Below are 24,470 nucleotides of genomic sequence, written 5' to 3' on the forward strand. Positions count from 1 at the left end.
TCTCCGACAACGATCTTTTTCCCATATCCCATACGGCGGGCTATCGCCATTCCTATCTGACCGGCACCGGTCAATATCATTACCTCTTTCTTCATATTACTCATTTTTATCTGCCAAACAATTTAAGGGCGTTGTCATGCAGGATTTTTTTTGCAAAAGGTGCGAGCTCGGCATCATCGGTTATCCACGTTCGCAATTGTTTCAAATTTCCTGTCAGAACTGTTGCCGGCTGGTATGGATAATCCGAGCCGTAAAGCAGCCGGTCGGGGGTGGTTATGGTCAGCAGAGCCTTGACAACTTCAGGCGTTGCACCTCCTGCAAGGTCATAATAGAACGCCTTCAGATTGGCATCCCAGTCAATCGGTTCCATAAGCCCTTTCGCCGCCATGGCCGGATATACCGCCTTCATGCGCGGAAGGGCCAGCGGCAGAAATGAACCGCAATGCGGTACGACGAACTTCAAATCCGGATACCGGGCCGGAACATTCCGGGCAATCAGATTGACGACGGTACGGGTCGTCTCGGCCGGATATTCGTAAACGGCCAGCGGTGTTGTTGCAATGATTCCATCGTTTACGGGCGAAGGTTTGTGCGGATGCAGCATCACGATGGCATGGCGCTCGTTCAGAATTTGCATCAGCGTATCGAGTGCCGCATCGCCCACGTACTGTCCCCGGCTGTTGGTAGCCAGCTTGATGCCGTCCGCACCGAGTGTGTCGAGTACATAGACCGCTTCCTTGATAGCCGCGTCCACATCAGGCAGGGGCAATGAAGCACAGAAGAGGAATTTGCCGGGATAATCCGCTTTCAGCCGGGCGCACGTCTCGTTGTATTGCCTGACCGCACGACGGCTCTCTTCCGCATCGCCGAACCACGGTTGGGGAGCAGGCATCGAAAGGACGGATGTTTCGATACCCGCCTCTTCCATGAATTTCAGATGAGAAGCCACATCCCAATCCGGAAGCGGGAAAGTCTCTTCCAAAGCTGCCCCGTGCCTGTCCAACAGTTCCTTGAACGTGGGAAGTATATTATGACAATGCACGTCTATCGCCTGTTGCCCCATAGCGGCATGTACGGACAGCATACTCAATAAACCGATCAGATAACGCTTCATACCCATTCCTCCTTTCTTAAACCATCGGCATTTCCCATGAACCTCTCGTATCGACACCGGTACTTTCGGCAGTTTCTTCCAATGCCTTCATTTCATCGGCAGTCAAGGTAACTTTTGTCGCTTGCAAGGCATCCTGCACTTGCGAGGGTTTCGTCACGCCGATAATCGGTGTCGTGCCTTTCGCTATCGCCCATGCCAGAGCGACCTGCGCCGGTGTGATATCATATTTATCGCCGACCGTGCGCATCACGGCAACGAGCTTCTCGATTTGTGGCAACAACGGATTATAGGTCTCCCCACGCTGGCTACCGGCGGGCAGCGGGTGCACAGTATCGTATTTTCCGCTCAACGCTCCTTGTTCCAATACCATGTAAGACCAAAAATCGATACCGTTCTCCTTGCAATAATCCAAAATACCAGCTTTTTCCGAAGAACGATACAACAGGCTGTAATGATTCTGCACGGCAGAGATATGTACCCCTTCTTCCGAGAGAATCTCCTCCGCACGCTTGATTTGCGTGAGGTTGTGATTGGAGACACCAATCCGTTTTACCTTGCCGCTTTTTACCAACGGGATAAGATAAGGTGTCCATTTCTCCACATCGGCAGGGTTGTGTATCCAGTAGATGTCGATGTAATCGGTGGCGAAGCGTTCGAGACTTCCTGCCAGCATATCTGCTACCGGGTTCTCCGTATCGCCTGCAATTTGCGGTGTGAACTTGGTCGAGATAAACACATCCTCCCGCTTGCAGTTCTTTGTAAATGTCGAAAGCACTGTTTCCGAAGCTCCCATGCCATACACCACGGCGGAATCCCAGAGGTTCAGCCCGTTGGCCATCGCCTCGTCGAATACGGGTTTCAGTTCTTCCACTCCGAGATTGTTCCCGAATACCTGGTCGCCTCCGGCGAATCCTGCACCCCACGACCATGTGCCTAATGCTATTGACGGTAATTTTTCCATATCCATTTTTTTTCGTTATTCAATTTCTAATTCATATTGCAAAATTACACGGTTCAAAATATCCCGTTTGTAGACGATTTACGGATATTTATACCCAAATACTCGATTTCAATCTTTTAACAGCATTCCAATACACGGGCCGTCCGCTCCAATCCGTCGGCAAGCAGTGTTCGGGGGCAGGCGATATTCAGGCGGATGAATCCCTCTCCGCCAGGGCCGTACATCGTACCGGAGTTGACCATCAGCTTCTGTCCCTCTTGCAGGCGCAGGGTCGTGGCATCCGAACCGATACCGAGCGCCCGGCAGTCTATCCAGACCAGGTAAGTCCCTTCGAGCGGCAGCACGGGATATTGCGGCAGTCGTTCCTCGAAAAAGCGGCAGAGATATTCGTAATTTCCCCACAGGTATTTCCGCAAGGCATCGAGCCACTCTCCACCCTCGTTGTAAGCCGCTGTCGTAGCGATCACGCCGAACGGATTGACGTCGCACACTTCGTTGATATTGATGGCACGGTCGATGCGGCGGCGTACCTCCTCATCGGCCGCGACGATATTGGCGATTTGCAGCCCGGCGATGTTGAACGCCTTGCTCGGCGAAACACAGGTCACGGACTTTTGTTGGAAACGCTCGGATAGGGAGGCAAAAGGCGTGTAGTCATGCCCCTCGTAGGTCAGCTCGCCGTGAATTTCATCCGCCACGACAAACACCCCGTTGCGCAGGCAGATGTCGCCGATGCATCGCAGTTCTTCCGGAGTCCAGACCCGCCCGACCGGATTGTGAGGATTGCACAATAACAGCAGTTTCGCCTTCGGGTCGGCCGCTTTCGCTTCAAAGTCGTCGAAGTCGATTGAGTAGCGACCGTTTCGGTAAACGAGGTTATTGGCCGACAGTTCGCACCCGTCATTGCGAATCGACGAATAGAAACAGTTGTATGCCGGAGTCTGGACGATTACTTTGTCGCCCGGTACGGTCAGGGCTTTGATAATGGCCGACAGAGCCGACCATCTCGGTAAATGAGGTTATTGGCCGACAGTTCGCATCCGTCGTTGCGAATCGACGAATAGAAGCAGTTGTATGCCGGAGTCTGGACGATTACCTTGTCGCCCGGTACGGTCAGGGCTTTGATAATGGCCGACAGAGCCGGTACGACACCGCTTGTATAGATAATCCACCGGGGATCTATCCGCCAACGATGGCGGTCTTCAAACCACCGGACGACCGCATCGTAATAGGTTTCGGGCACTTTTGTATAGCCGAAAATGCCGTGCTCCACCCGCTTTTGCAGGGCATCGATAATGGCGGGTGCGGTACGGAAATCCATATCCGCCACCCACATGGGCAGCACATTTTCCTCCTCAGGAGTGTCCCATTTGTAAGAGTTCGTCCCGCGACGCGGGATAATCGTATCGAAATCGTATTTCATAACTTATCTATTTATTCGTAATTTATAAATTACATTTTCCTCTTCGGGAGTGTCCCATTTGTAGGAGTTCGTCCCGCGACGCGGGACAATCGTATCAAAATCGTATTTCATAACTTATCTATTTATTCGTAATTTATAAATCCAGTTACTGCCCCAAAGTCTCGCGAGGAAGATTACTCCCCGGAAACAAAGCTCGATGCACATGGCAAGCCACACGCCGCGTAGTCCCATCGTGGGAGCAAGCCATGCCGCCAGTGTCAGTCGCACGCCCCAAATGCTGCCGAAGTTCATCAGACTGGGTACGAATGTATTACCCACACCTACGAATACACCGTAGGCAACGATAGATGCCGCAAACATCGGCTCTGCAAAGGCTTCTATCCGCAGAATCTCGATTCCCAACATGCGGATCACGAATATACCGTAGGCTACGATAGATGCCGCGAACATCGGCTCCGCAAAGGCTTCTATCCGCAGAATCTCGATTCCCAACATGCGGATTTCCTCTACCGGGGTCATCACTCCTATGATTTGCGGAGCTGCCACATACATCAACGCTCCCATAACACCCATAATCAGCATTCCCGACCAGACGGTAATATTGGCGAAACGACGGAGCAACCGGATACGGTTTGCTCCGAGGCTTTGGCCGACCAACGTCGTGGCAGCTTCCGAAATACCGTAGCCGGGCATATAGCAGAGACTTTCGGCAGTGATGGCGAACGAGTTGGCGGCAATGGCGATGATACCAAGTGGTGCGACGATCACCGTCGTTGCGATCTGCGCCCCACAAATGGCCATGTGCTCGAATCCCATCGGCAGGGAGATGCGGAAAGCCTTACTCAGTGTCTCTTTCCGAGGCAGGAAACTTCCCCGTTCTCCGGACAGTCTCAGCATGGGCGAGCGACGGCAAAGATACCACATCATCCCGCCGGCAGTGATGAGCTCGGCCAGCACCGTTCCCAATATTGCGCCTTCCACGCCCAAGCCTGCGCCGGGAGTGGTAAATGTCACCCCGAACCATTCCACCTGCCGCGAAGGGAAAATAAGGAAGAAGTTGAACACGACATCCAAAAGGCACATCAGCACGTTCAGCATGCTGGGTACACGCATATTTCCACTGCAACGCAACATGCCTCCTGCAAGGAAATTCAACTGCAAGGCAGGAAGGAAAAGTGCGAATATCCCAAAATAGAGGGATGAATCGCTCCGTATTGCTTCATCACCGCCCAACCAGCCGGGAAGCATGCCACTGATGGAAATGCCGACAGCCGCCAACAATGAGCTGAAAACCAAAGTGGCGGCAATCGACTGGCGAAGTATCTTTCGGGCTCCCGCGAAATCCCCGGCTCCGATCCGGTGTGCTACCTGAACGGAAAATCCTGTTGCAGCAGCTGCGCATAATTCCCAAAACAGCCATGTCGTAGTTGAGACCAATCCGATGGAAGCAGCGGCGTTCGCGCCCAGGCTACCCACCATCGAAGCATCGATGTACTGCATGGCAATTGAGGATACCTGCGCCATAATAGCAGGGACGCTAAGGTATGCAGTCAGGCGTAACTGCTGCCCCAGCGTCATTTGCTTCCCTTCGCGAATCAGCGATAACAGGTAATCGGTCTTTCCTTTTCCTATTCCCATCAAGTTATTTGCAAGGGTGTCAATCGGTAAAACAGGTTTTCTCGTCCCAAAGTCTCAACTTGCAATCGGCGGGAGCCTTGATATTCTCGTCGAGGATAATCTCTCCGTAACTTTCGGCAGTGATACAACCTGTCCGCGGATTCTTCACCCCGCCTATCACACCTTTGATGGTGGCCTGCACCGAGCTGTACTCGAAAGCCCGATCACAGTCGGGGCCGAACGTGCAATTTTCCAATATAAGGTCGTGAGCATAGCAAAGCGGCTGTTCGCCGGTGATGTGGCAGTTTACCAACCGAAGGTTGTGCGAATGCCAGCCCAGGTATTCGCCGTTGAGTTCCGAATCGTAGATTGTCACGTTTTCCACTTCCCAGAAGGCATCCTTTGTCGTAATCTTGGCGTTATGAATCTCCACATTTTTCACGTATTGGAAAACGTATTTGCTGTCGCTCTCCAACCCGTCTATGCGGATATTGCTGCTGAACATGAACGGATAAGTGCCACCATGCAGTTTCAGATTCTTGATGTCCAAATTCTTGCAACGCCAGAACACCTCGTCGGCATCGTTTATCTCCACGTTCTCGATTTCGATATCGTGCATCTCGCGGAACATCTTGGGGGCGTCGATGCGTGTGTTCGTCATTTTCAGATTATCGGAGTACCACAGTGCCGAACGTCCGCCTACATCGAAAAAACAACGGTCAATAACGAAACCGTGCACGTGCCAGAAAGGATAATTTCCCTCGAAACGGCAATCGACGGCTTCGATGTTGCTGCACTCCTTGATGGCTGACTCTCCGGCACGGATGATTACATTCTCCAAACGTAAGTCATGTGATTCGAACAGAGGTCTTTCTCCACCGAATTCTGCATTTGATATTACTTTCATACTTTCCTTATTTTAATTATTATTCATATTCAACTTGTAACAGTGCAAAAGTACGAAGCTCCCTCCATAACAACTTTGCTTCAAGGCTCAAACTGCTTTGTTCTGAAGTTCACCTTGTAATGGAGAGGTAATATTTTATCTCTCTGATGCAAAAATAGATGGTATCTGCCACATACTTTGTAGACAAATTCCCGGTATTCGTACCCAAATTACGGATTATGCTTGTTGCCGATTCTTACACAAATTGCCTAAAGCCTAATATAACTCTGTTTTAACGTGTAGTAGTGGATTATATGGCAAAGAACCGATATCATATTTCAGACACCGGCTCTCTTGTTCAAGTACCTTAATGCAGTTACCAGCCAATGGAAGAAGAAACCAAATCCGGATTCTGGGGATTTCCGATAAGGGGCTGTCCTTGGTCAAGAGCCCGCAGTATCTCCATTTCGTTATCGAGCAGTTCGAAATCGAACACTTCGAGGTTCTCCTTCATGCGTTCGATGTGCGTCGTCTTGGGGATAACGACCACGTCCGACTGAATCTGGAAGCGCAATACCACTTGGCGCACCGTCTTGTGATAGCGGCCGGCGATATACTGCAATGCCTCGTCAGCGTAGATTTCATTGATTTTACCCTGTCCGAACGGGGCATAGCCCATGTGCTGAACACCGAGTTTATCCATCCAAGTCCGAACTTCGGTCTGTTGCGACACGAGGTTGGTCTCGACCTGGTTCACGGCAGGAACCACCTTGTTGTAGTTCACCAAGTCCACCAGACGGTCGGCGGTATAGTTCGATACCCCGATGGCGCGGATTTTACCTTCGGCATAAAGTTCCTCCAGCGCCCGCCATGCGGCGTATGTATCGCCGAACGGCCAGTGCAGCAGTACGAGGTCGAGATAGTCCGTTTGCAACTTCCGCATCGACTCCTCGACCGAGGCGCGGGTGTTCCCGTAATTCCCGAACCACACCTTGGTCGTGATGAAAAGTTCCTCGCGAGGCACGCCGCACCGGGCGATGGCCCGTCCGATATGCTCTTCGTTGCCGTATCCTTGCGCCGTGTCTATCAGCCGATAGCCCAAAGATATGGCGTCCACGACACTCTGCTCGCACACTGCCGGGTCGTTCGACAGAAAAGTTCCCAAGCCCAGCACGGGCATTTCAATTCCATTGTTCAATTTTACCGTTTTCATATTACTTGTTTCGTTTATAAATGATTAAAATTCCATCATGTTCCAATCGCTCGACCCGGTCGAGTGCAAAGGCTTTCGTCAGCCGCGTATTGTCCGGCATTTCGGTAATGGTCAGTTCCTTGCTGCCGTCGATAAACGGTGCGACCACAAGACGTATCTCATCCACCAAATTCTCCTGAATGAACCGGGCATTGATGGTCGCTCCGCCGACAATGGCGAAGCGCCGGATACCGAAAAGCGAATAGAGTTTGTCGAGTGCCGCAGGCAGATCGATGGCCGTATCTCCTGCCAGAATAAAGGGTATCCGCATCTTCCGCAGATAAGCGACATATTCAGGACGGACGCTTCGGGTCGTAACAACGAGCACCTGATTGCGGACACCGTCTGGAAACTCCAAAGAATCTGCGTTCCACAATACTTTCCCTTTCGTGTCGAACGATACGATGTAGGGCGACGGTTTCAGCAGCACATGGTCTTCCGTCGGGGATTCGGCTTCGGCATAAGGCGAAAGGTCTATACTCGCATCGCTGAAATACTTCTCGTGCGTGTTGCTTCCGTTACCCCACGCATCGGTGTCTTCGAGCTTTTGCAGTTCGAACCAGTCACCCAACTCTTCGTTGTGGTCGTGGATGAAATCTCCTTCAATCTTTCCGTCGATGGAGGTCATCATTGTCAATATCACATAAGGTCTGTTCATATATTTATAGCATTATAAGTTGTTTACCACGGGAAATTATCCGGGTCGTTCTTCTCGTAAGTACGCTCGTTGCGGTTCAGCCCGTTGATGACGGACATCTCCACGGGCGAGAGTTCGAAATCGAATATATCCATGTTCTCTGCCGTATAATCGGCATTGTCGCACCGGGGGATGGCAATCAGACCGCGCTGGATGTTCCAGCGCAGGATTACCTGCGCGATGCTTTTGCCGTGTTTTCGGGCAATGGCGCCGATTGTCCCGTCCTGAAGAACCGCACCTCCCTGTCCCAACGGGGCCCATCCCTCGACCTGAATACCTTTGGCGAAGGTGTTACCCACGACCTCCTGCTGCGTCATGTAGGGATGAATCTCGATCTGGTTGACGGCAGGCTTGATACGGGCGTATGCCAGCAATTCGTCCACGTGATGCGGGTTGAAGTTACTTACTCCGATGGCGCGGATCTTCCCTGCATCGACATACTCCTCCATGATTTTCCATGTCTCCTCGACCTTTCCGGCTACCGGCCAATGAATCAGCATCAGATCGACATACGTTCCCCCGAATGCTTCGATCGTCCGGTCGAGCGACTCGCGCACCTTGCCGCTACGCATGGCATCGGGAGCGATTTTCGAAGTGATGAACACCTCGCTCCGGTCGATACCGCTCTGCCGGATACCTTTACCCACTTCTGTCTCGTTCGCATAATTTTTGGCGGTATCGATCAGACGCCAGCCTTTCCGTATCGCTTCCGACACGCATTCAGCACAGCGCTCGACCGGAATACGCAATGTGCCGTATCCCAAAATCGGCATCCTTATGCCGTTGTTAAGCGTCGCATAATCCATGATAGGGTCGGTATTCGATATAGAACGCCCGGCTGCCAAAACATTCGTTTCCCCCAATAGTCGGCTTGCTGCGATTCCACCGGCGACCGTTACCGTCTTTTTTAGAAAATCACGTCTATCCATAATTCTTAATTTTTATTCTATTGCAAAATTATCCGGTTCTCCAGCCCCAAACGGGTACGAAATCCGGATTTTCGTACCAAAAATCCGGATTATCCAAGAATTGTCGTAAATTTGTAATCGATTGATAGTATAGGGAATATGGATAATATACTAAAAGTAAAAAACGTCCATGACTACAACACTTTTGTAGGACATGCCGACCAGCACCTTTTGGTCAGCGTGATAGATTACGATACCGTCACGCCCATCCTGCATACACGCAGCCAATTTTCAGTCTATGCACTTTTCTTGCGGGACGACACATTGGAAGACCTGACCTACGGATGCAGCAAATACGACTATAACGCGGGAACGCTCATCTGCGTGTCGCCCGGGCAAATAGGAGGAGTAGAGTATAACGGACAGAAATTCCATATCAAGGGATGGGCCTTGCTTTTCTCTCCTGACTTGTTGCATGGAACCCCGTTGGGTAATCACATCAAAGACTTCTCTTTCTTTTCTTATCAAGCTAACGAGGCCCTCCATATGACAACTGAAGAACGGGAAACCTTCGTTCGGTTTATGAAAATGTTGCAGACCGAATTGACCAAAACACACGACAGACATCAGGAAACAATCATTGTTTCATATATAGAACTGATTCTAAAACACTGCCTTCGTTTTTACGACCGGCAATTCACATCACGCAAAGCGGGTAACAGTGATGTGCTGGCACGTTTCGAGCACATTCTCAAAGAATATTATGAGAAGGAAAAACAATACTCAAACGGAGTGCCCGGCGTACAATATTGTGCTGAGCAGTTATGTATGTCGCGCAATTATTTCAGTGATTTGATAAAGAAAGAAACCGGAGAAACTGCTGGAGAACATATCCGTCGCCATATCATCGATATGGTCAAAAGTAAACTTATCAACGGCGAACAAATCACGCAGATCGCTTATGACTTGGGATTCGAATACCCGCAACATTTAAGTCGCATGTTCAAAAAACAGACCGGACAGACTCTCTCGGAATACAGCAGAGATATAAGGGAACGAAAGTTCCGATAACCTTATTGATTACCGGAACTTCAGAAAAATCAAGAAAATATCTGTCATGCAGGACACTCGATACCATAGAGCCGTTGCACCTCTTCCGGAGCGTGCAAGTCGAGAATCGTGTTGTGTCCCGTATTCATGGAAGCGATTGCGGCCATATCCTCCGGCGTCAGCATGAAATCCTCGATGTTGAAATTTTCTTCCATCCGCTGCCGATGTACCGATTTGGGAATGGCGACAACTCCGCGCTGTAAATGCCAGCGCAATACGACTTGCGCTGCCGATTTATCGTATTTGCGACCGATACCGGTCAGAATGTCGTCCGTGAACAATCCGTTCCGTCCTTCGGCCAAAGGGCCCCATGCCTCTGCTTGTATGCCGAGTGACTGCATAATTCGTATCGCATCGGTTTGCGGAGTATAAGGATGCACCTCTACCTGATTGACCGCTGGAATAACATTGGCATTATGGCATAAATCCAACAATCTGTCTGATTCGAAATTGCATACTCCGATAGCCCGTACACGTCCTTGAGCATAGAGTTCTTCCATTACCGCCGGAATAACTCTGGTATTATGGCATAAATCCAACAATCTGTCCGGTTCGAAATTGCACACTCCGATAGCCCGTACACGTCCTTGAGCATAGAGTTCTTCCATAGCTCGCCATGCGCCGTAACAGTCGCCGAAAGGCATGTGGATGAGATAGAGGTCAAGGTAATCCAGCCCCAAACGGGCGAGCGAAGCATCGAATGCCCGCAATGTCCGTTCGTAACCCATTTCCGAAATCCACGCTTTGGTCGTGATGAACAGCTCCTCACGCGGAATGCCGCTTTCCCTGATAGCCGTACCGACCGCTCGTTCGTTGCCATAGACCGAAGCGGTGTCGATGAGTCGGTAGCCGACAGTCAGCGCATCGGTAACGACCCTTTCGCACTCGGCGGCATCGGGTATCAGAAAGACACCGAAGCCTTGTATTGGCATCTTTACTCCATTGTTCAATTCTTTGAAATCCATGTCATAATATCGTAATAATTAGTTTTTCAAGATATTCAATCATAATTGTAGATACACTCCGAATCCATTCCAATAACCTGAATAAGAAACATTATCTATTCCATGAAGTTATTGAGTTTGTTGGCCGGATTGAGCGGCATCTGATCGGACAATACCAACGACTTGACCATATGCAGTGTCCCCTGCTTATATTTCTGAAAGTGTTCCGAAGCGATATGTTTCTCGTATGCCTCGCGACTCGCATACGTTTCGAGAATAGTTACCTTACAGGGATTCTCTTTTTCGCCGACCGCATACATCGTCAGCACGCCCGGTTCGGTACGTAGAGAGATTTCACCCACCTCGGTAGCGTATCTCATATACCCGTCAAGATATTGCGGATAAACCTCGATTTTCGACAATCGTACGATACCATCGACATTCATCGGTTCTTTAACGCATATTCCCGGCTGTTTATCCAGATTCAGGCATTTACCTATAATCTCTCCCGTAGCGAGATAGGAATAGGTCGGGAACTCGAACAATACAGGTTTCAGTTTCGTATAGTCGAGTTTTCCATCATTGTCGAGCACATCGGAAGCGGCGTATGTATTGACTATTGCGCAAATGAAATTGTCGAAGCCGTCGGTTTCATAAATATCCACCACTTCACATTCCATCGTGAGCGGCGATGCGTCGATGACGGGCGTACCGTATTCGCCAGTATGGTAAGCGAAGACCTTCGATTTATCGACCGCCGCACCGCTGACGCTTCCGACATAGTCGGCTTTCGGCAGCATTTCACGGCTCACAAGATTGACGGAAAGCCGTTTTGATTTCTTGATGCCTTGATTGGTATAATGACTTTTACTCATGCTGACCAGTATCCGGTCATGGCCGATAACACCCGTGTGTCCCACCACGAGCCAGTTTACTTTCCCTTCGACTTCCGCCCCTACAACCGTCATCGGTTTGGGATAGAGTGCTAAGAGATTTCCGAGATTTTTCTTGTTCGTTTCCATAATATCGGGGTGAGCGGTATTCTCCTTCACGGCCGTACTGCACGAGAGCATGACCGACAGCGACAGAATACCCAGTATTGTTTTTATCATCTTTGCTTCTATTTATCTATTTGACTTTCGGTGAACGGGTCGGCACGATGGCCCATGAGGTCGATTCGAGCATATTCCCTGTCGAACTCCTCCATCTCCCAGGCCGAGAGGCGGACGGTTCCCGCTCCGAGCAGCTCGTCCAAGTGTGCCGGATTGGTTGTTCCGGGTATCGGAGCAATCCACGATTTGCGAGATAACATCCATATCAAAGCGAATTGCGCGGGTGTAACTCCCTTGCGCTCGGCCCATTTGCGTACCAAGGCGATGAGCGGCATATTGTGCTTCAAGGCTCTGGGCGTGAACTGCGGCAGGTTCCAACGGCGGTCGCCCTCGTAGAAACGGCTATTTTCATTGATAATTCCGGTAAGAAACGCACGCCCCAACGGACAATAAGGCACGAAGCCGATACCGAACTCTTCCAATGTCGGGAAGATTTTCGTTTCAGGCTCCCGCCACCAGATGGCATACTCGCTCTGTACGGCGGAAAGCGGACAGACGGCGTGCGCCCGACGGATGGAACGGGCACTCGCTTCCGACAGCCCCCAATGCAGCACTTTCCCCTCCTGCATCAAATCCTTTACCGTTCCGGCCACATCCTCCATCGGAACGGCAGGATCGACACGGTGCTGATACAACAGGTCGATATGGTCGGTGCGCAGGCGTTTCAGCGAACCTTCCACAGCCCGGCGGATGTGATCGGGACGGCTGTTGATAGCGGTCGGTTGTTTCTCCTCGACGCCGAAGCCGAATTTCGTCCCGATTTTCACTTTGTCGCGAAACGGTGCGAGTGCCTCGCCGACCCACTCTTCGCTGGTGTAAGGGCCATAGACCTCCGCCGTATCGAAGAAAGTGACGCCTTTGTCGTATGCCCGGCGAATCAGAGCGATCATATCCTTTTTGTCGTACTTCCCGCCGTAATAACCCACCATTGGCAGGCATCCAAGACCGATAGCCGATACATCCAATCCTCCGAGCTTACGATACTCCATTGTATCGTCCGTATTCGACGTATTTTCATCAGACTGATTTCCAGTCAAAGAGAACGAAGGTGCTTTGGCTAACACACGGGAAACACCAGTCGTAGCTCCGGTTGCGAGTAGTGCAAAACTCGATGCCGTCCTTAAGAAATTTCTGCGATCCATAATCTTCTATTTTTTCATTGTTCATTTTCTGATTGCAAATTTACCGCGATTGAATAAGCCGGCTTGTATACGATTTACGGATATTCATACCCGAATCCTCGATTCTGCAATAGGACCGTATGTAATTCAAATCAAATGAATTACTTTTGCTCGAAAGAATTTAAATAAACGCTTATGGAAGAAGTTATAAAACTCGATGAAATAGATAAATACAACAAACTGTTCGGACTTGAAACACGACATCCGTTAGTGAGTGTTGTCGATTTGTCGAAGGCAACGCAGTGGCCGGAACACTTTAAGATCAACTATGGTGTATATGCCCTTTATCTGAAGGACACCTACTGCGGGAACATCATGTATGGACGTCAAAGTTACGACTACCAGGACGGTACGATTGTCAGTTTCGCCCCCGGTCAGGTTGCAGAGACCGAGATGCTGAAAAATACTCAACCGAATGCCCATGGTATTCTGTTCCATCCCGACCTAATTCGGGGCACCGCACTCGGTCAGGAAATTAAGAACTACTCATTCTTCTCTTATGAGACTCGCGAGGCGTTGCATCTTTCAGAGGAAGAACGTGAAACCGTAATGGACTGCCTGCATAAAATAGAGGCAGAACTGAAGCATAGTATCGACAAGCACAGCCGTCGGTTGATTTGTGCCAATATCGGACTACTGCTCGACTACTGTATGCGCTTCTATGAGAGGCAGTTCACCACACGAGAAGAGGTAAATAAGGACATTGTCGTCCGTTTCGAGCGACTATTAGACGAGTATTTTGACAGCGATACCCCGATACGAGAGGGATTACCGACCGTCAAGTATTTTGCCGACAAGGTATTTCTGTCTGCGAATTATTTCGGAGATATGATCAGTAAACAGACAGGGCAGACCGCTTCGGAATATATTCAAAACAAACTTATCGAGCGGGCTAAAGAAGCCTTACTTGGTACGGATAAGACGACGAGCGAGATTGCTTACGGGCTGGGGTTCCAATACCCGCAGCATCTAAGCCGGATGTTCAAACGGGTGACGGGTTATACGCCCAATGAATTTCGTTCTCAAAATTAGTCTTTATATAGCAAGCTATGAACGAACTGCAATTTCCCGGACTTTATATCGACGACTCTGCCGATCCTCGTGCGATTCTTCCGTACTTGCGACGGAACGCTCATCGGTTATCATCCGGATACCGTCTGCGTGGGAATTCTTGCATTTTGCCTATGGACGGTTGCATTTCATTCTTCGTTGTTTTTTTTATTGTTTCCTTTTTCTTGCCGACCGTCCCATTTCCTTTTTTATCCACAGATAATATCCTGTCAACGGCAATGTACCTCCGACCAATGCCGCGATAAAACTCAGGATACGGGTGAGCATACCACCCCAACTGCCTACGTGTACAGAGAATATCCATCCGCGTATCTTTCCCGATTTGTCGAGGTCTTTGTAAAGAGTCGTTTCAGTGATTTCGCCGTTTTTCGGATTAAAGTTGTACCGGTCTGCTGCCCGTTGATTGCCCAAACGATTGAAAGAGACAGTTGCACTACCGTTTGATACGGTGATTTGCCTGTAGCCGGGATTTTGTGCTTTCAGTTGCTCATACACCCTTTGCCATGAAGCATATGGAGACTGTTCTCCGTTGCCTTTGCGGCGTCCTTCCCGATCATTTTCTTTGCCCTCTTTGTCTTTGCGGTTCGGATTTTCGGCATCACCTCTTTCGTTTTTTTCTCCCCGGTGTCCTTTTTCTTTCTCCGTTGTTTGAGAGAGGGCGCCGTGATGGGAAGCTCCTTGTGTAGTCTCCACACCGAATACTTTGTAGAATCCTGTACGATACCATCCGAAAGACCATGTCAGCCCGGTGAGCGACATAACCAGCAGGAAGAGGAAAGTGTACAATCCTCCTGCAATGTGCAGGTCGTACCAGAATCTTCTCCACCCTTTATTGACGGATATCTTAAAGCTATTCTTCCATGCTTTGGCAGTACGGGGTATCCAAACGACGATACCGGATATCAGAACAAAGATAAACATCAGCGTGCTTGTTCCTACGATCATTTTTCCCCAGAAAATCCCACCATCCGGTTTCATGCTGTCCAGTAGCCACCGGTGTAGTTTGAACATTGTAGTGAAGAACGGCGTACGTTCGTATTTACCTTTTATTTCGCCTGTATACGGATCGATGTATACAGATGCCCGTCTGGGCTTGGAAAGGTTGACTTGATAGGCCCTTGCCGGATCGGCCGGGATACTGATACCTGTGACCGATACACTGTCGGGCAAAGTTGCCGCTACCTTTTTTGCCAGCTCTCCGGCAGGCAAGGGAGTCGATCCTACTTTTTCCACATAATAGAAATCGTGGTTGAGTGCTTCTGTTATTTCGTTTTCAAAGACGAGGGCTGCTCCCGACAGGCAGAGGATGGAGATGATGATGCCGAAAGGAACGGAGAGCCAGAGATGTATTTGGCGAAATTTCTTTTTCATATAAGCTTTTTTCGTGGAGTTATGAGTAGAGCTATAAAAGGAGCCTGCATAAGCGCATACGGCTTGCAGGCTCTTTTATATTATTATCTGTTTGCCTATTTAAGGTTTCAGTCTTCCGACACCGCTGATTTGTGTGGCTTCTACTGTAACACCTCTTGTAGCCGTGGCATTTACCGGATCGATTTTATAGATACCGGGATGGCCGTCGGTAGTGGTTACGGCAATATAAGTAAGGCCATTTTCCGTATATGGTGTATTGCCGAATCCGGAAATCTGGTCGGTTGAAGGCAGCCCCTCTACATAGGTGAGTTTTCCGGTTTCTCCTTTGTAAATAGCCAGTTGGTTGGCTGTGAAGTCTTCTTCGTCCAAAGGACGGTCATACATTAACAACAGGAAGTAGTCTCCGGTGAGGTGCCAGCAACGAAGGAAAGATTTTCCATTGGTCTGGTCTTCGATGCTATAATAATAACTCGGGTCGAATTCTTCTGTTCCGGCTTTGATACGTACGACACCGGCATCCAAAGTCGTCTGTTGGCGGGCATCGTCCATTGTTTTGGCATAGCTCGGGGAGAATACGTAGATATCGCCGTTGTCTGCTGCCCAGATAGTCTGGTAATATTGCGATTTCATACGTCCGCAGGCATAGCTGATTTTGTCTGTCTTGATGAGTTTCTTGGTAGTAAGCGTCTCATCATCAAAGATAGCCACCCAACATTCATTGGGATATTGCGTCCACTGCAATTCACCTTTCTTGTATTTGCTGCTGTTCGAACCGCCATCTTCTTTTTTCACGAGGTCTTCATTTCCCGGAAGTATCCATTTCCCTCCATCTGCTTTTCCTCCGTACTGGCTTAAACCCATCGGAACTGCGGCGCTATAAATTTTGCTGTTATATTCCAGGATACCGGCCAATGTTACATATTCGCCATTACCCAGAAAGTTTTCCGACATGTAGGCCTTATTCTGGGTGTCATTTGTGGTAAATGTCTCATTCGGTACATCAAGATAAGAGAGCAGGAACATTTTAGGTAAATAGCCGTTCTCATCCGCGTACTGTGTAGGACCGTCACCGGTAGAGGAGGTCATGATATATTTGCCATAGATGCCGTAAGTAGTGAACCGTTTCACTGCATACTCGCCCGAACGGGCCTGCATTTCATAATTGGCATTCATGAAAAAAGAGCGGGTCGTACCGGCATTGCCTTGATTGTAGGTCAATCCATACAGGTATTGGTCTTTATAGAACACCCATTGTGTGGCGCCGTCGTTTACCAGACCATTGTTTATCGTAGAAACCGTCCCTCCGTTCAGAGTTTCGGAAGTCACCAGTACATTGGTTGTATTTCCGGATGCGGTAACAGAAGATGCGATGACATATTCGCCTTTGTCTACAGTACTCGATCCGTTGCCCTTTTCGTCATCAGAACAAGCTGTCAATGTCAATCCGACCATTGCTGTTGCAAGGAGTCCGTTAAAAAAGAAATTTTTCTTCATGTAATTTTTAATTTTAAGCTAATTGTTATTTACTTATTTGTTTATTTTTAATTGCCGAAGTGGATACGTACTTTTCCATAGAACGCGCGTCCGGCTTTTTGGAGACTAAAGTTGTCATACAGTTTCTCGTCTGTAAAATTGCGGCATTCGAATGACAGGTTATATCGTCCGTTCTTCAAACTGTAAGAGAGTGCCAGATTGTGTGAGAACTGGTTGGGTACTACATAATCACCCTTATTCGAACCGATATTGGACGAATAATACGTGAAACTGTGCAGATATTGGTTGTCATAAGATACGGTCAGCGTATTGCCCTTTTTCCAGAGGTTATTCCAGAAAAAACTTACATCCGAATCGGCAAACATATACGGGAGGTTGGGCATACGTTCACGATAGGCAAGGTTTACGGCATTGCTGGAAATAGATTTCTCCATATTATCGCGTACATCCATTTTCGTGAAATTTCCTCCTACACTGAGCCATTTGGCGAAGTTATAACGGGCGGAGATATTAAATCCTTTCGTCAGCACTTTGCCGTAGTTTATGTAAGTAGCAGCGTATTTACCACCACTCAGGTCGGCAATGTTGCGCTGGATGTAATCTTTGGTGTTCCGGTAGATCAGCCCGCCATCCACATATATCGAATGTTTACCGAAAGTTCTGTTATAACTCAGGCTGAAATTCAGATTATCGCTGTTTTCGGGTTTTATGCCGATATCTCCCATTTCAAGGTCTTCATCACCGAACATCTCTTCGATGGTAGGCAGGCGATAAGCTTTCTCATAAGACAGTTTTGCTTGAAGTCCTGTCAGGATGAAGTAGGTACCTGCCGCGCCATAACCCATGGAACTGATACTGCGGGTCGTTCGTTCATAATTGCTTTGATTGGCGGTGGTAGCCATCGGACCTGCCACGAATTGATCGTAATACTTGCCGAATACGGAGAAATTCCATTTATCGGAAGGCATCAGACGATAGGACAGGCCGGAAATATTCTTGCGGGTCTCTTTGGCAATGGCGTCTTCCTGTTTTTCTTTGGCAAGCAGTGAGGTGTTGGACCGGTGGAACGTATTCAGCACATGGTTGAACGTAAACATATGGGCTTTACCGATACGGTATCTTGCGGTGAACGTACCGTTCCAGTTATTGTTGTCCGCCTCTGAATGTTGGTAGGATTGTTCACCGGGCGAATTTAATAATTTCTTTTCTCCGTACCAGTTGTATTTATAAGAAGCGGTATCCACATTGGTAGTCGTATTCTTGTTATAGTTTACAGTCAGCACTACATCCAGTCCTTTGGTGAACAGATTCTGCTTGCTATATTCCAGTGACGGCATCAGCGAATGGCCTTTGCGGTGTTTCTGTCCATATACTATTTCCTGGCGTACCCCCGTCTGTATCTCTTTGTACATGTGCGAATAGGTAAAACCGAACATCAGGCGGTCCGCCCATTTTTTATCCACGATTCCGATTTTACCGATAACGGCCTCATTATGGTAAGTGTCGTTGAAACGCTTTACACGTACCCTCTTATCCTTATCGATTCTGCCGGTTTCAAAATCTTCTACCGGAGCATATACATGATAATCGTTGTCCGAATAGTTCTGGAAAGCATTGATCTCGTAAGTGAGCCCGTTACCGAAAGTCTGTCCGAAATTGACATAAGATTTATGTGTATTGAACGAACCGTAGGAGTAGGAAGCATCCAGAAACCAACGCTGACGTTTCTTGTTGGTGACGATATTGATCACTCCGCCAATGGCATCCGTACCGAAACCTACCGGTACCACCCCTTTGTATACTTCGATGCGGTCGGCAAAGTTTACAGGGATGTTGTTCAAGCCGAAAGAGCTTCCTACACCTTCCTGTGGTACACCGTCAATAAACACCTTGACGTGCTTGCCGCTAAAACCGTCCAGCATGAGCTGCATGTCCGAACCTACGCCGCCCGATTCACGGAGTTTCATTCCCGGTGCTTTGGCCAATGCGTCGCTCAGATTCTTCGTTGTATTCTGAAGTTCTTTTGTATCGACAGCCACTGCGTTGAATGCCGATCTTTTGATTCGGCTGACTCCCGTAGAAGTTATCACCACTTCATCCAGTTCGGTAGTAGACGGTTTTATCACGATGTTCAATTTGTTTCTTTCCCCTTCGGTCAGGTGCACTTTTCTCTCTACCGTTTCGAATCCTACGGCAGATACGATTAATGTATAGTCTCCTGCGGGGGCTTTCAGATGATAGATTCCTTTTTCATTAGTAGTACAGCCGAATTGTGTACCTTTCAGGTAGACAGTGGCAAAATCAATGGTTTCTTTATTCTCGGCAGATATAATTTTGCCGGAGAGCATTGCCCTGTGTTGCGCATATGCAGAAGTCGATAGACAGGCAATTATCAAAAAAGTCAGAGTTAATTTTAGGCTTCTTGTTTTCAAAATATCCTTTGTGTATTAAACGTTTTTAATGCGTTGCAAAGGTCTTTATTTATCGTCATTTGCACAATCGCTACTATTAGGTAATCTGCATAGATCGAATATCGGATATAGTATATGATGCAATCACCATAATAAGGTATATTACCGGAATAACCTGCGTTGGGATGAAATTTCCATTCTTTATATGTTTGAAAACATATTATTACTATTAGATAATTATTAAACTGTTGATATATAGTGTTATATTGTTTTTATTGCAGAATGTGTGTGCGTACACACTATTGCTTATCCGGGTTATTCATTTTACTTTTGCAGAAGAAAAAGAGTTTTAAGGTATTTATCCTATGAACAAAGAATCTCCAAACATTCGCATTATAGACATTGCCGAAATGGCCGGTGTATCCGTTGGCACGGTAGACCGGGTGATACATAACCGTGGCCGTGTGTCGGAGGAAAATGAGAAAAAAGTAAGAGCGATCCTTGAGAAAGCGAATTATCAACCTAATCTGATGGCCCGTTCCTTAGCTTCTAAAAAGCAGTACCATTTCCTTGCCATTACTCCTTCTTTTAAACCGGGAGAATATTGGGAAGCCATTTCCGAAGGGATAGACAAAGCCGCTTCCGAGACCGAATTTTACAATGTCAATGTTACCAAACTTTTCTTTGACCAGTACGACAACCATACCTTTGATGCAATTGTGCGTACTCTTTTTGATGAAGAAGATATTGACGGCGTGCTGATTGCCACTTTGTTCACCGATTCCGTAGTCCGTCTTTCGCGCGAACTCGATGCCCGGGATATTCCTTACGTTTATGTGGACTCTAATATTGTGGGTGAGCATCAGCTTGCTTATTTCGGTACGGAGTCTTATGATGCCGGATTCATTGCGGCCAAATTGCTGATGAGCCAGCTTGGCAGCCATTCGGATATTCTGATATCCCGGATTGTGCATAGCGGCAAGAACGACTCCAATCAGGGGAAGAACCGGAGGGAAGGCTTTTGCCAATATCTCACCGAACAGGGATTTGAAGGAAATATCCATGAAGTGGAATTAAGGATAGACGATACGGATTATAATTTTGCCAGACTCGATGAGATATTCCGTGCCAATCCCCGGATCGAGGGAGCGGTTATTTTCAATTCAACCTGTTATATTTTGGGAAATTACCTTAAAGAGAGAGGGTTGGAAAATGTCAAATTGGTAGGCTATGACTTGATAGGGAAGAATACTCAATTACTGTCCGAAGGCATTATCACGGCCTTGATAGCCCAACGGCCGGAACAGCAGGGATACGATGGCATTAAGTCTTTATGCAATTATCTTGTGTTGAAGCAGCGTCCCGATAAGGTAAATCTGATGCCGATAGATATTCTCATTAAAGAGAATCTGAAATATTATCTGAATAAGAAATTATAACTTTATAAAACAGGAAATCATGAACGAATTATTTAGTGTAAAAGACAAAGTTGTTGTTATCACCGGTGGAGCCGGTATTTTAGGTAAAGGTATTGCTGCCTATCTGGCAAAAGAGGGAGCTAAGATTGTTATTCTCGACCGCAGCGAAGAAGCCGGAAATGCTCTGGTGCAAGGCATCAAAGCGGAGGGGGGAGACGCCATGTTTCTTTATACCGATGTCATGAATAAAGAGGTACTCGAAGGAAATAAAGTGGAAATCATGAAAGCTTACGGCCGCATCGACGTATTGCTGAATGCCGCCGGCGGAAATATGCCGGGAGCCACCATTGCACCGGACAAAACTTTCTTTGATCTTGAGATCGACGCTTTCAAAAAGGTGGTCGATTTAAACCTTTTCGGAACCGTTTTGCCTACAATGGTATTTGCCGGCATCATGGTCGATCAGAAAAAAGGCAGCATCGTCAACTTCTGTTCAGAATCTGCACTCCGTCCGTTGACTCGTGTGGTCGGTTACGGAACAGCCAAAGCTGCAATAGCCAATTTCACCAAATACATGGCCGGTGAACTGGCTCTTAAATTCGGTGACGGCCTTCGTGTCAATGCCATTGCCCCCGGATTCTTCCTCACCGACCAGAACCGTACTCTATTGACAAACCCTGACGGCTCTTTGACCGATCGTTCCAAAACAATTTTAGCCCATACTCCGTTTGGCCGTTTCGGTGAACCGGAAGACTTGTATGGAACTATCCAATATCTTATCAGCGATGCCTCAAAATTCGTAACCGGTACTGTAGCTGTTATCGACGGTGGCTTCGATGCTTTCTCAATTTGATTGGGAGGTGGGAGTTAGAAGTTAGGAGTTAGTAGCTAATAGCTTGAAATAACTGTAATTTCAATCGTAAATCGTAAATCGTCAAATCGTAAATAAAATTATTATGTACCTATGTGAACAAACTTGGCGCTGGTATGGTCCTAATGACCCTGTAAGCCTGTGGGATATCAAGCAGGCCGGTGCCACCGGAATAGTAAATGCCCTTCATCACATCCCTAACGGAGAAGTGTGGACAGTGGAGGAGATCATGAAGCGGAAGCAGATGATTGAAGAAGTCGGTCTTACCTGGTCGGTAGTCGAAAGTGTACCCGTACACGAACATATCAAGACTCAGACCGGAGATTTCATGAGATATATCGAGAATTATAAAGAGAGCATCCGTAATCTGGCGAAGTGTGGAGTGATGGTTGTCACTTACAATTTCATGCCGGTGCTCGACTGGACCCGTACGGATCTTGCTTATACTCTGCCCGACGGTTCTAAAGCCCTTCGTTTTGAAAAGGCGGCTTTTGTGGCTTTCGATCTGTTCATCCTCAAACGCCCCAATGCCGAGAAGGATTATACAGCCGAAGAAATTGCCAAGGCGAAAGCCCGTTTCGAACAGATGAGCGAAGACGACAAGAAACTTCTTGTCCGTAATATGATTGCCGGTCTTCCCGGTTCCGAAGAGAGTTTCACCGTTGAGCAATTCCAAGAAGCTCTCGACAGATACAATGATATCGATGCCGAAAAGCTCCGTGCCAATCTTATCTTCTTCTTGAAAGAGATTGCTCCGGTGGCCGATGAGGTGGGGGTGAAGTTGGTGATCCATCCGGATGATCCTCCTTACTCCATTTTGGGCCTGCCCCGTATCATGAGCACGGAGGAGGATTTCATTAAATTGATAGAAGCGGTTCCTAATGAATCGAACGGTCTTTGTCTCTGTACCGGTTCTTTTGGTGTACGTGCCGACAATGATCTTGCCGGAATAATGGAACGTCAGGGAGACCGCGTTAATTTTGTTCATCTGCGTAGTACCCAGCGTGATGCCGAAGGCAATTTCTACGAAGCCAATCATCTGGAAGGAGATGTGGATATGTACAACGTCATGAAAAACTTGTTGAAGTTGCAGCAACGTCGCAAATGTTCCATTGCCATGCGTCCGGATCACGGCCATCAGATGATTGATGATTTGAAGAAAAAGACCAATCCGGGCTATTCATGTCTCGGTCGTCTTCGGGGACTGGCAGAATTGCGCGGGCTCGAAATGGGCATTGCAAAATCTATTTTTGATAAAGAGTAGTTAAGTAGTCAAGTAGTTAAGTAGTCAAGTAGTAAGTAGTTGAGTGATTAAGTAGCAAATAGTTAAGGAAAATATATCAGACAAGTCATTTCTACTTGACTACTTACTACTTGACTACTTAACTACTTGACTACTTAACTACTCTTTATCAAAAATAGATTTTGCAATGCCCATTTCGAGCCCGCGCAATTCTGCCAGTCCCCGAAGACGACCGAGACATGAATAGCCCGGGAGACTACTTAAGAACTGAAGTGTACATTCTTATAATAAAGAGTGTACACTTTTTATTTGTACTTTTGATATTAATCGTATATATTTGCTCCCGCTACAATCTCAAATTACATAATAGTTCAACTCGATATCACTATGAAACCACTTTATCAGGAACTCCCGTTTTCTGTGGAACACTACATCAACTTTTACAGGGAAGATCTGCCTTATTTCATTGTTCCGTGGCATTATCATCCCGAAATAGAGATCATGTGCATAGAGCAGGGAAGCGGTACCCGCTTTGTTGGTGATCATATCGAAAATTATGAAGTGGGCGATGTCTGTATCATCGGACCTCAGTTGCCCCATGAATGGAGGAATGACAAAGAGTTTTTCGGAGAAGGAACCGGATTGCGTTCCGTATGCCTGTGTGTGTATTTCCGTAAAGAGCTGTTTGAGGGGGTCATGATTAATTTGCCCGAATTCATGAATATCCGTAATCTGATAGAACGTTCCCGGCGGGGGATAAAATTCACCGGAACCGCCCGTGACCGTATTGCGGACTTTATCCGCAGCACTTTCAATTCGAATGGGGCGGTACGGGTTACCAATCTGATCACTTTGCTCGAAATGATGGCTAATACGGAAGAATATGAACTTCTCGCCAGTGTAGGTTTCACCCAGTCCGTCAATTCTTCCGACTTTGAACGTTTCAATAAGATATATCAATATCTGGTGAAGAACTTTAACCAACCGATTAAACTGGAAGAGGTAGCCGGCTTGGTAGGTCTTACCCCTACTGCCTTTTGCCGCTATTTCAAGGAGCGGACCAAGAAGACCTTCGTACAATATCTGAACGATATGCGTATCGGACATGCCAAGCGGCTCTTGATTGAAGGAAAAATGAAGATATCCACCGTAAGCATGGAAGTGGGATTCAATAACCTGTCCAACTTTATCGAGCAATTCAAAAAGAGCGTCCATATGTTGCCTACCGAATACCAAAAACAGTATGGTGTGAAAAATAAAAAAGCGATTTAGAAGCCCTCTATCCTACATTATTCACACTCAGTAGTCAAGTAGTAAGTAGTTAAGTAGTAGGTAGTTAAGTAGAATACATCAGACAAGTCATTTCTACTTAACTACTTGACTACT

General features: G+C 47.7%; 19 protein-coding genes and 3 pseudogenes. 6 read left to right on the forward strand and 16 right to left on the reverse strand.

Translation table 11 applies throughout. The features are described 5' to 3' along the window. The 10 genes and pseudogenes from QVP90_RS13720 to QVP90_RS13765 all read right to left on the reverse strand — a co-directional run. A pseudogene (locus QVP90_RS13720) lies at positions 1-95 on the reverse strand (SDR family oxidoreductase); the annotation flags it as partial. A gap of 11 nt (positions 96-106) precedes the next feature. Further along, a complete protein-coding gene (locus QVP90_RS13725) occupies positions 107-1,114 on the reverse strand; it encodes an amidohydrolase family protein (protein ID WP_317197267.1) in 1,008 nt (335 codons plus the stop codon). A gap of 16 nt (positions 1,115-1,130) precedes the next feature. After that, entirely contained in the window at positions 1,131-2,075 is a 945-nt protein-coding gene (locus QVP90_RS13730) for an aldo/keto reductase (RefSeq protein ID WP_055294325.1), read from the reverse strand. A 116-nt stretch (positions 2,076-2,191) separates the two neighbouring features. After that, positions 2,192-2,950 (reverse strand): annotated as a pseudogene (locus QVP90_RS13735) (MalY/PatB family protein); the annotation flags it as partial. A gap of 128 nt (positions 2,951-3,078) precedes the next feature. Next, positions 3,079-3,498 (reverse strand): annotated as a pseudogene (locus tag QVP90_RS13740) (aminotransferase class I/II-fold pyridoxal phosphate-dependent enzyme); the annotation flags it as partial. Between the two features lie 114 nt (positions 3,499-3,612). Beyond that, positions 3,613-5,136 carry an MATE family efflux transporter gene (locus QVP90_RS13745; RefSeq protein WP_021936763.1) on the reverse strand — a complete coding sequence of 508 codons (1,524 nt, stop codon included), beginning with the start codon at positions 5,134-5,136 and terminating at the stop codon, positions 3,613-3,615. Positions 5,137-5,155: 19 nt separating this feature from the next. Continuing rightward, positions 5,156-6,022, reverse strand: a complete 867-nt coding sequence (locus tag QVP90_RS13750) for a DUF3737 family protein (protein WP_021936764.1) — start codon at positions 6,020-6,022, stop codon at positions 5,156-5,158. Positions 6,023-6,377: 355 nt separating this feature from the next. Further along, on the reverse strand, positions 6,378-7,214 hold the full coding sequence (locus tag QVP90_RS13755; RefSeq protein ID WP_021936765.1) for an aldo/keto reductase: 837 nt from the start codon (positions 7,212-7,214) through the stop codon (positions 6,378-6,380). 1 nt (position 7,215) lies between these two features. Beyond that, entirely contained in the window at positions 7,216-7,911 is a 696-nt protein-coding gene (locus QVP90_RS13760) for a RibD family protein (protein WP_021936766.1), read from the reverse strand. Positions 7,912-7,934: 23 nt separating this feature from the next. Further along, positions 7,935-8,879 carry an aldo/keto reductase gene (locus QVP90_RS13765; protein WP_021936767.1) on the reverse strand — a complete coding sequence of 315 codons (945 nt, stop codon included), beginning with the start codon at positions 8,877-8,879 and terminating at the stop codon, positions 7,935-7,937. A gap of 138 nt (positions 8,880-9,017) precedes the next feature. On the opposite strand from QVP90_RS13765, the gene QVP90_RS13770 reads away from it, so the two are divergent. Next, a complete protein-coding gene (locus tag QVP90_RS13770) occupies positions 9,018-9,929 on the forward strand; it encodes a helix-turn-helix domain-containing protein (protein ID WP_021936768.1) in 912 nt (303 codons plus the stop codon). Positions 9,930-9,973: 44 nt separating this feature from the next. On the opposite strand, the gene QVP90_RS13775 is transcribed toward QVP90_RS13770, so the two are convergent. The 3 genes from QVP90_RS13775 to QVP90_RS13785 form a co-directional block, all read right to left on the reverse strand. After that, entirely contained in the window at positions 9,974-10,933 is a 960-nt protein-coding gene (locus QVP90_RS13775; RefSeq protein WP_021936769.1) for an aldo/keto reductase, read from the reverse strand. A 95-nt stretch (positions 10,934-11,028) separates the two neighbouring features. Then, positions 11,029-12,024 carry a flavin reductase gene (locus tag QVP90_RS13780; RefSeq protein WP_021936770.1) on the reverse strand — a complete coding sequence of 332 codons (996 nt, stop codon included), beginning with the start codon at positions 12,022-12,024 and terminating at the stop codon, positions 11,029-11,031. 8 nt (positions 12,025-12,032) lie between these two features. After that, on the reverse strand, positions 12,033-13,166 hold the full coding sequence (locus QVP90_RS13785) for an aldo/keto reductase (RefSeq protein ID WP_007481882.1): 1,134 nt from the start codon (positions 13,164-13,166) through the stop codon (positions 12,033-12,035). A gap of 174 nt (positions 13,167-13,340) precedes the next feature. Between QVP90_RS13785 and QVP90_RS13790 the strand changes: the two genes are divergently transcribed. Beyond that, a complete protein-coding gene (locus tag QVP90_RS13790; RefSeq protein WP_021936771.1) occupies positions 13,341-14,237 on the forward strand; it encodes a helix-turn-helix domain-containing protein in 897 nt (298 codons plus the stop codon). Between the two features lie 186 nt (positions 14,238-14,423). Here QVP90_RS13790 and QVP90_RS13795 read toward each other — a convergent pair whose 3' ends face one another. The 3 genes from QVP90_RS13795 to QVP90_RS13805 form a co-directional block, all read right to left on the reverse strand. Further along, positions 14,424-15,647, reverse strand: coding sequence for a PepSY-associated TM helix domain-containing protein (locus QVP90_RS13795; protein WP_021936772.1), 1,224 nt, complete (start codon positions 15,645-15,647; stop codon positions 14,424-14,426). A 99-nt stretch (positions 15,648-15,746) separates the two neighbouring features. Next, the gene (locus QVP90_RS13800; protein ID WP_021936773.1) at positions 15,747-17,141 is read right to left on the reverse strand and encodes a DUF4374 domain-containing protein; all 1,395 of its coding nucleotides are present in this window, start codon (positions 17,139-17,141) and stop codon (positions 15,747-15,749) included. Positions 17,142-17,188: 47 nt separating this feature from the next. Beyond that, entirely contained in the window at positions 17,189-19,489 is a 2,301-nt protein-coding gene (locus QVP90_RS13805) for a TonB-dependent receptor (protein ID WP_025819097.1), read from the reverse strand. 428 nt (positions 19,490-19,917) lie between these two features. Between QVP90_RS13805 and QVP90_RS13810 the strand changes: the two genes are divergently transcribed. From QVP90_RS13810 to QVP90_RS13825, 4 genes are all read left to right on the forward strand, one after another. After that, the gene (locus tag QVP90_RS13810; RefSeq protein WP_007481887.1) at positions 19,918-20,991 is read left to right on the forward strand and encodes a LacI family DNA-binding transcriptional regulator; all 1,074 of its coding nucleotides are present in this window, start codon (positions 19,918-19,920) and stop codon (positions 20,989-20,991) included. Between the two features lie 19 nt (positions 20,992-21,010). Further along, positions 21,011-21,823 carry an SDR family oxidoreductase gene (locus QVP90_RS13815; protein WP_005930700.1) on the forward strand — a complete coding sequence of 271 codons (813 nt, stop codon included), beginning with the start codon at positions 21,011-21,013 and terminating at the stop codon, positions 21,821-21,823. Between the two features lie 103 nt (positions 21,824-21,926). Beyond that, complete coding sequence (gene uxuA, locus QVP90_RS13820) at positions 21,927-23,105, forward strand: mannonate dehydratase (RefSeq protein WP_005930703.1); 1,179 nt, start codon at positions 21,927-21,929, stop codon at positions 23,103-23,105. Positions 23,106-23,471: 366 nt separating this feature from the next. Then, on the forward strand, positions 23,472-24,356 hold the full coding sequence (locus tag QVP90_RS13825; RefSeq protein WP_005930706.1) for an AraC family transcriptional regulator: 885 nt from the start codon (positions 23,472-23,474) through the stop codon (positions 24,354-24,356). The last annotated feature ends 114 nt before the right edge of the window (positions 24,357-24,470 follow it).

Origin of the sequence: Bacteroides sp. CAG:189 (assembly GCF_000432295.1) — a bacterium.
Classification (GTDB): domain Bacteria; phylum Bacteroidota; class Bacteroidia; order Bacteroidales; family Bacteroidaceae; genus Bacteroides; species Bacteroides salyersiae.